This window comes from Streptomyces swartbergensis (assembly GCF_002148965.1).
GTDB lineage: Bacteria > Actinomycetota > Actinomycetes > Streptomycetales > Streptomycetaceae > Streptomyces > Streptomyces swartbergensis.
Window position 1 is genome coordinate 1 of the sequence record NZ_NGFN01000388.1, and the last position, 7,735, is coordinate 7,735.

The 7,735-nt window shown below is 72.6% G+C and carries 5 protein-coding genes; 2 read left to right on the forward strand and 3 right to left on the reverse strand.

Going from position 1 to position 7,735, the window contains the following annotated elements; all coding sequences use genetic code 11:
• On the reverse strand, window positions 1–1,049 hold a 1,049-nt coding region (locus tag CA983_RS37450; RefSeq protein WP_244207260.1), incomplete at its 3' end, for a protein kinase.
• A 153-nt stretch (window positions 1,050–1,202) separates the two neighbouring features.
• On the reverse strand, window positions 1,203–3,230 hold the full coding sequence (locus tag CA983_RS37455) for a serine/threonine-protein kinase (RefSeq protein ID WP_086605186.1): 2,028 nt from the start codon (window positions 3,228–3,230) through the stop codon (window positions 1,203–1,205).
• A 182-nt stretch (window positions 3,231–3,412) separates the two neighbouring features.
• On the opposite strand from CA983_RS37455, the gene CA983_RS37460 reads away from it, so the two are divergent.
• A complete protein-coding gene (locus tag CA983_RS37460; protein WP_086605187.1) occupies window positions 3,413–4,456 on the forward strand; it encodes a serine hydrolase domain-containing protein in 1,044 nt (347 codons plus the stop codon).
• Window positions 4,457–4,571: 115 nt separating this feature from the next.
• Here CA983_RS37460 and CA983_RS37465 read toward each other — a convergent pair whose 3' ends face one another.
• Window positions 4,572–6,278: a glycerol-3-phosphate dehydrogenase/oxidase gene (locus tag CA983_RS37465; RefSeq protein WP_086605188.1), complete on the reverse strand. Its 1,707-nt coding sequence runs from the start codon at window positions 6,276–6,278 to the stop codon at window positions 4,572–4,574.
• A gap of 290 nt (window positions 6,279–6,568) precedes the next feature.
• Between CA983_RS37465 and CA983_RS37470 the strand changes: the two genes are divergently transcribed.
• The coding region (locus CA983_RS37470; protein WP_086605189.1) for a nucleotide sugar dehydrogenase at window positions 6,569–7,735 on the forward strand (1,167 nt) is incomplete at its 3' end.

Here is a 7,735-nt window from a genome sequence, read left to right on the forward strand (position 1 = left end):
GCTATCTGCCCCGGCGGGGTCGCACCGGGCCCCGTGCTCTGCCCGGGGACGTACGGCGACCGCGCCGAGCCGTTGCTGTGGGGCCCGGGCCCGCCGTCCGGGGCGGGCCGGGCACCGGGCAGCGCCGCCCGGCCGTTCTGCTGCGTCTCCTGGACCCGGGCGGCGGCCCGGGTACCCGCCCGGTAGGCCGCGATCGCCCCGGCGCGCGCGGCCCTCGGGTCGTCGCCGTCCTCCACGCTCCTGCGGGCCGGCACGGCCGAGCCCCCGCTCCCCGGGCCGGCTCCGGCCGTCGGCAGCCCCCGGGCCTCCCGAGCCTCTATGGCCGCACGCCGCGCGGCCTCGGGATCGGTCGCGCCGCCGGCACCCCCCGGACCACCGGGGCCATCGACCGGCCCGGCGCCGCCGGTCTCCCGGCCGGGTTCGCCGAAGGCCGGAGCCGGAACGGGGTCGTACCCGCACAGGGCCTCCTCCGCCGCGCCCACCGCCAGCCCGGTCAGCATCACCCGGCCGTCGTCACAGACGAGGACGGTCCGCGCGGTGATGTTCCGATGCACCCAGCCATGCGCGTGCAGCACCCGCAGCGCCATGAGGACGTCGGAGGCCACCTCGGCCGCCCGGTACGGCGTCAGCGGCTTCTCGGCGAGCAGCGCCGCCAGCGGACGCGCGGCCACCAGCTCGCTGACGATCCACAGCGAACCGCCCTCGGCGAACACGTCGAAGACCTGGTCGAGTCGGGGATGGTCGGGAATGGCCGCCGCGGCCTGCGCGGCCTCGACCGCGCGCCGTACCACCGGGTCCGTGGGCCGCCGGGTGCCCGGGCGGGATCCGGGCCGCCGCGCGCCACCGTCACGTGCCGTGAAGCCGTCGGGCAGCCCCTCCGCGTCGAGGACCTCCGCCTCGACCACCTCCGGCAATGGCACTGCCCTGACCAGGACTTCCTGTCCGCTGTAGGTGTCGAAGGCCCGGGACTCGGTGAGTTCGTACTCGTCGGACGGCGGCAGCGGCAGGCGGTAGCGGTCGGCGAGCACCCGTCCCGCATAGTCGTCCACGTTGCCTCCCCCGGCAGCCTGGTCGGTCACATCCGTTCGCCCCACGGTCCGTTCCGGCTGCGTACGGTCCGCAAACATTTACGATACGTGCCGCAGACCACCCGCAATGTGGGGATGCCAGATCTCACTCCCCAAACCCGGGGCCGCTCATGCTCAGGACTTGGGTTCGAAGGTCTTCGTCAGCGTCCGCCAGGTCTCCTTGCGCAGCTCACCGCTCCAGTCGGCCGCTTTCGCCGTGTACATCAGCGCGTAGCCCTGCCGGTCGTCGACGACGAAACCCCGGTCGATGGTCCGGTACTTGGTGCCGCTGTCCACGTAGGTGAACTCCCAGTCGGCCGTGTTCCAGCCGCGGTAGTCCACCTGCTCTATTCGGATCTTCTTGTACTGCGCGCGCTGCATGTAGCGCTCCTGGCTCTTCCAGTCCGCCACCGGGTCGCCCTTGGGCGTGGACGTCCAGGCGATGAGCAGCTTCTGCCCGTCGGGCCCGGTGAACCGGTCCCCCGCGGCACCCGTGGACCGGTACTTCCACCCCTTCGGCAGTCCGATCGAGTACCCCTGGCTGCCCTGGTGCGTCGACTGTGCGGCAGTGCCCTTGCCGCCACCGGACGACCCGCCCGCCTGGTCGCCGGACGTGCCGTTCGAGGCGGGCTTCGACGGCACGGGCTGTGTCGTCCTGCTGTCGGTGCGCGTGCCGTCGCTCTCGTCGCCCTTGGTGTCGGCGCCGCTCGACGCGGTGGCGACGGCCTTGCCGCCGCTCTCGCCGGCGGCCCCCTTGGAGTCCTTGTCGTCCCCGCTGAGCGCGATGGCGAGCACGGTGCCGATCACGGCGAGCGCCACGACCACCGCGATGATCATCAGGGTCCGCCGCGGCACGACGTCGGTGAGCGGCGCCCTGGGCGGCGCGGGCCGCGGCGGCAGGTCCGGCGGCGTCATGACGGGCCATCCCGAACTCCGCCCCTCGGAGGCCGTCTTCGCCCCCTGCACACCCCGCTCACCGGCTCCGGCGGCCGCCCCCGAGGCCGACGCCGAACCCGACTTCGAGACGGACACTCCCGTGCCCCCGGCCCCGGCCTTCCCGCCCTCCGGTCCGGAAGAGGCCGTAGCGTCCGCGGACCCGGTCCGGGACGCGGCCGACGCCCCGGCCGTCCCCGCAGCGGCCTTGCGCACGGAACGCAGCGCCCCGCGCAGCCGTTCCGCGGGCTCCTCGCCCCGCTTGCTCCCGGCCCCGGCGGAACTCCCCTTGCGGGAGGACTTGTCCGGCTGCGCCGGCAACGGCACGACCTTCGTCGCGTCCAAGGGCTCCGACTCGGTCTTCTCGGACGCGTGGATGACCGAGTTGAGCAGGGCCCGGGCGCCCGCGTCGTCGAGCCGCTTGGCGGGGTCCTTGGTGAGCAGGCCGTGGATGACGTCCCGCAGCGGGCCGGCGTTCTTCGGCTCCTCCAACGGCTCGGTCATCACCGCCGTGAGAGTCGCTATGGCCGACCCCTTGTCGTACGGCGGCGCGCCCTCCACCGCCGCGTACAGCAGCCCGCCGAGCGACCACAGGTCGGCGGCCGGGCCGGGCTTGTGCCCGCGCGCCCGCTCCGGGGAGATGTAGGAGGGCGCGCCGACGAGCATGCCGGTCGAGGTGATGGACGGATCGCCCTCGACCTGGGCGATCCCGAAGTCCGTGAGCACGACCCGGCCGTCCTCGGCGATCAGCACGTTCGACGGCTTCACGTCGCGGTGCAGGATGCCCTCGCGGTGCGCGGACCGCAGCACGTCCAGGACGGCGAGCCCGACCTCAGCGGCCCGCTTCGGTTCGAGGAGGCCGTCCTCCCGGATGACCTCGGCGAGCGACTTGCCCTCGACGAGTTCCATCACGATCCAGGGCCGGTCGTCCTCCTGGACCACGTCGTAGACCGTCACGGCGCTGTTGTTGCGGATCCGCGCGATCGCCTTGGCCTCGCGCAGCGTCCGCGTGATCAGCCGTCGCTTCTCCTCCTCGTCGATGTTCGACGGGAACCGCAGCTCCTTGACGGCGACCGTCCGCCCCAGGGTCTCGTCCTCGGCCCGCCACACCGTGCCCATGCCCCCGCGGCCGAGCACTTCGCCCAGCCGGTAACGCCCCGCGAGGAGACGCTCCCTGTTGTCCTGACGAGTGTCCTGACGAGATGTGCCCGCCCGCTCCGCCTCCGACATGCGTCCCCTCATACAACCCGCCCTGACAGAGCCTCCATTGTCTCTCACCCGACAAGTGCCCAGCGCCCAGGGGCCCCCTGGCGAGACGCACCCGCCGGTCCGCCCACCGGAACCCGGCTGCGGCGCACCGCGCGCCGCCTTGCATGATGATCCCCCGACGCCCCGACGAGGGAGGAGCCCGCGTGCGGCCCTTTCGGACATTGCTGGCCCTGCCCGTGTCCGTCGCCCTCCTCGGCCTGCCTCCGGCCGACTCGTCGGCTCTCTCCACTCCGCCCACGGACGCGGTGCTCTCGCTGCTGGTCACCCAGGGCAGAGCACCCGCCGCGGCCCTGCTGGCCCGGGAGGGAACCACCACCCGCTATGCCCACGCCGGGCAGGGAATCGCCCGGTCGGACCACTTCCGCGCCGGCAGCGTCACGAAGACGTTCATCGCGACGGTCGTACTGCAACTGGCCGCCGAGCACCGGCTCTCACTGTCCGACACCGTGGAGCGGCACCTGCCGGGCCTGGTGCGGGGAGCGGGCAACGACGGCCGCGCGCTGACCCTGCGTTCCCTGCTCACCCACACCAGCGGCCTGTACGACTACACCAGGGACACCGGCGGAACCGCACCCGTCACACCCCGTCAGGCCGTACGCATCGCACTCACCCACCCCCCGGCCGAACGCGTCCGCTTCTCCTACTCGAACACCAACTACGTCCTGCTCGGCCTGGTCGTCGAGCAGGTCACCGGCCACTCGTACGCCACCGAGGCCGAGCGCCGCATCATCACTCCCCTGGGCCTGACGGGCACCTCCTTCCCCGGATCCCGCTCGTCGCTGCCCTCTCCGCACGGCCGCGCCTACGCCGCCGACGGAACCGACGTCACCGATCTCGACCCGCGGGTGGCCGGCGCCGCGGGCGAGTTGGTGACCACGCTCGCCGATCTGGACCGCTTCTACTCGGCCCTGCTCGGCGGGCGTCTGCTGCCCCCGCGCCGGCTGCGCGAGATGCTCGACACCCGTGCCGCACACGGCGCGTACGGCATGGGCCTGTTTCCCGAGAAACTGCCGTGCGGCACCACGGTGTGGGGGCACAACGGGCACATATCCGGCAGCTACGTGCGCACCGCAGCCACCGTCGACGGCCGGCGTGTCCTCACCTTCCGCGTGAACACGGACGCGATCGCAGATCCCGGTCTCGAACCCGCGGTGCTCGCGGCCGAGTTCTGCCCCCGCACCTCGTAGAACGACCGGGTTCCGAACGAAGATCCCGGTCCCCGACACTCGTTCGGGTGATGTCGGGAGCGTCGCCCGGTTCGCGGGAACAGCCGCCCACAGCGGCACGATGTCCTGCGGCCGCCTACAGCGGCACGATGTCCGGCGCCCCCAGCCGGGCCGCGTCCGCCGTCAGGTCGTCCGGCTGCCGCTGCGACTCCCGCTCCGCCTCCACCCGCTTCTCGTAGTGCTGCACCTCGCGCTCGATCTGGTCCTTGTCCCAGCCGAGGACCGGCGCCATCAGCTCTGCGGCGTCGCGGGCGCTGCGCGTGCCCCGGTCGAAGGTCTCGATGGAGATGCGCGTACGCCGGGTCAGCACGTCGTCGAGGTGCCGCGCCCCCTCGTGCGAGGCCGCGTACACGATCTCGGCGCGCAGATAGTCGTCGGCCGCCGCCAGGGGCTCGCCCAGCGACGGGTTCTCGGCGATGAGGGCGAGGACCTCCTCGGCCAGCGTGCCGTACCGGTTCAGCAGGTGTTCCACCCGCACCACATGGAGCCCGGTCCGGGCCGCGATCCGCGCCCGCGCGTTCCACAGCGCCCGGTAGCCCTCGGCGCCCAGCAACGGCACGTCCTCGGTGACGCACTCGGCGACGCGCATGTCCAGCCCGTGCACCGCCTCGTCCACCGCGTCCTTGGCCATGACCCGGTAGGTGGTGTATTTGCCGCCCGCCACGACGACGAGCCCGGGCACGGGATGGGCCACGGTGTGCTCGCGCGACAGCTTGCTGGTGGCGTCCGACTCGCCCGCGAGCAGCGGCCGCAGGCCCGCGTACACGCCTTGGACGTCGTCCCTCGTGAGCGGCACCGCGAGCACCGAGTTCACGTGTTCCAGCAGGTAGTCGATGTCCGCGCTGGACGCGGCCGGGTGGGCCTTGTCGAGGTCCCAGTCGGTGTCCGTGGTCCCGACGATCCAGTGCCGGCCCCAGGGGATGACGAACAGCACGGACTTCTCCGTGCGCAGGATCAGCCCGGTCGTGGAGTGGATCCGGTCGCGCGGCACCACCAGGTGGATGCCCTTGGACGCCCGGACGTGGAACTGGCCGCGCTCCCCGACCATCGCCTGAGTGTCGTCCGTCCACACGCCGGTCGCGTTGACGACCTGCTTGGCGCGGATCTCGTACTCGCCGCCGGCCTCGACGTCCTGCACCTTCGCGCCGACGACCCGCTCGCCCTCGCGCAGGAAGCCCGTGACCCGCGCGCGGTTGGCGGCCTGCGCGCCGTACGCCACCGCCGTGCGCACCAGGGTCGCCACGTAGCGGGCGTCGTCCATCTGGGCGTCGTAGTACTGAAGCGCCCCGACCAGCGCGTCCTTCTTCAAGCAGGGCGCCACGCGCAGGGCGTGAGAGCGGGTCAGATGGCGGTGCATGGGCAGGCCCCGGCCATGACCTCGGGCCATGGACATGGCGTCGTACATCGCGACGCCCGACCCGGCGTACAGGCGCTCCCAGCCCTTGTGCTGCAAGGGGTACAGGAACGGCACGGGCTTCACCAGATGCGGGGCGAGCCGCTCCAGCAGCAGGCCGCGCTCCTTCAGTGCCTCCCGTACGAGCGCGAAGTCGAGCATCTCCAGGTAGCGCAGGCCGCCGTGGATCAGCTTGCTGGACCGGCTGGAGGTGCCGGACGCCCAGTCGCGCGCCTCCACCAGTCCCGTGGACAGGCCCCGGGTCGCGGCGTCGAGGGCGGTGCCCGCACCGACCACGCCTGCGCCCACCACCAGCACGTCCAGTTCGCGCTCGGCCATAGATGCGAGTGACTCGACGCGCTGCGCCGGCCCGAGTGTCGCTGTCCTCACCGCTGCCTCCCGCTCATCGCGGCGGCTGGTGCCGCCTCGGTCGCGCCGGCCGCACCCGTCGGGTGAGACCCCGTCCGTATCCCCCATGCCCAAATTCTGACCGTGTTGCCCGACTTCAGCCACCACGGGCCGTGAGCCTGTGGACAACGCCCACGGAACACTCACCGAAACTCGGGCGAGCAATCCCGCATATCGGTCATATTTACTCCTAGTCTGACATTGCGCTCGCCCGTCCTGTCCACAGGGCTTGCGCACCTGTCCCACTTCGGCTATCGGGAAGGACGGCCGCCATGCCCGCAGATCTCGCCGTCATCGGACTCGGCCCGTACGGCCTGCCCCTGGCCCAGGCCGCCGTCGCCGCAGGCGTCGCCACCATCGGCTACCGGACCGGCCCCGAGGCCGGCTCCCTCAGCGCCGCCGAACAGCGCCGGATGCTCTCGGGGGGCTTCCGGCCGACCACGAACGCCACCGAGCTCGGCCGGGTGCGCACCGCGGTCATCTGCGCACCGACCCCGCGGGGCGCGGACGGCGGACTCGACCTGAGCCAGCTGGAGGCGGCCGCCCACACCCTGGCCGCGCACCTGCGCCCGCACACCACTGTGATCCTGGAGTCCCCTGTGTACCCAGGGACCACAGAGGAAATCCTGCGCCCCCTCCTCGAAGAGGGATCGGGTCTGCGCGCGGGCCGCGACTTCCACCTCGCCTACTCCCCCAGCCGCGTCGACCCCGGCAACCGGGACTTCACCCCCGCCAACACCCCCAAGGTCATCGGCGGTCTCACCCCGGCCTGCACGGAGTCGGCCGCCGCCTTCTACGGACGGCTCACCGACAAGGTGGTACGCGCGCGTGGACCCCGCGAGGCGGAGACCGTGCAGCTCCTGGAGACCAACTACCGGCACGTCAACATCGCCCTCGTCAACGAGATGGCCGTCCTCTGCCACGACCTGGGCGTCGACCTGTGGGACGTCGTCCGCTGCGCGGAGACCAAGCCGTTCGGCTTCCAGGCCTTCCGCCCCGGCCCCGGCGTCGGCGGCCACGCCGTCCCGCAGGACCTGACCGCCCACGGCGGCCGCCCCCTGCGCATGGTGGAACTGGCCCAGCAGGTCAACAGCCGCATGCCCGGCTACGTCGTCCAGCGCGCCGCCACGCTCCTCAACGAACACGGCAAGTCGGCCCGCGGCGCCCGCGTGCTGCTCCTGGGCGTCACCTACAAGCCCGACCTCGCCGACCTGCACGGCACCCCCGCCCAGGAGATCGCCCTGCGCCTGATGGAACTGGGCGCCTCGGTCAGCTACCACGACCCGCACGTCCCCGCCTGGAGCGTCCTCGACCGCCCCGTCCCCCGCGTGGACTCCCTCTACGAGGCGGTCGCCGACGCGGACCTGACCATCCTCCTCCAGCAGCACCGCACGTACGACCTCCAGGGCCTGTCGGTGAAGGCACAGCTGCTCCTGGAC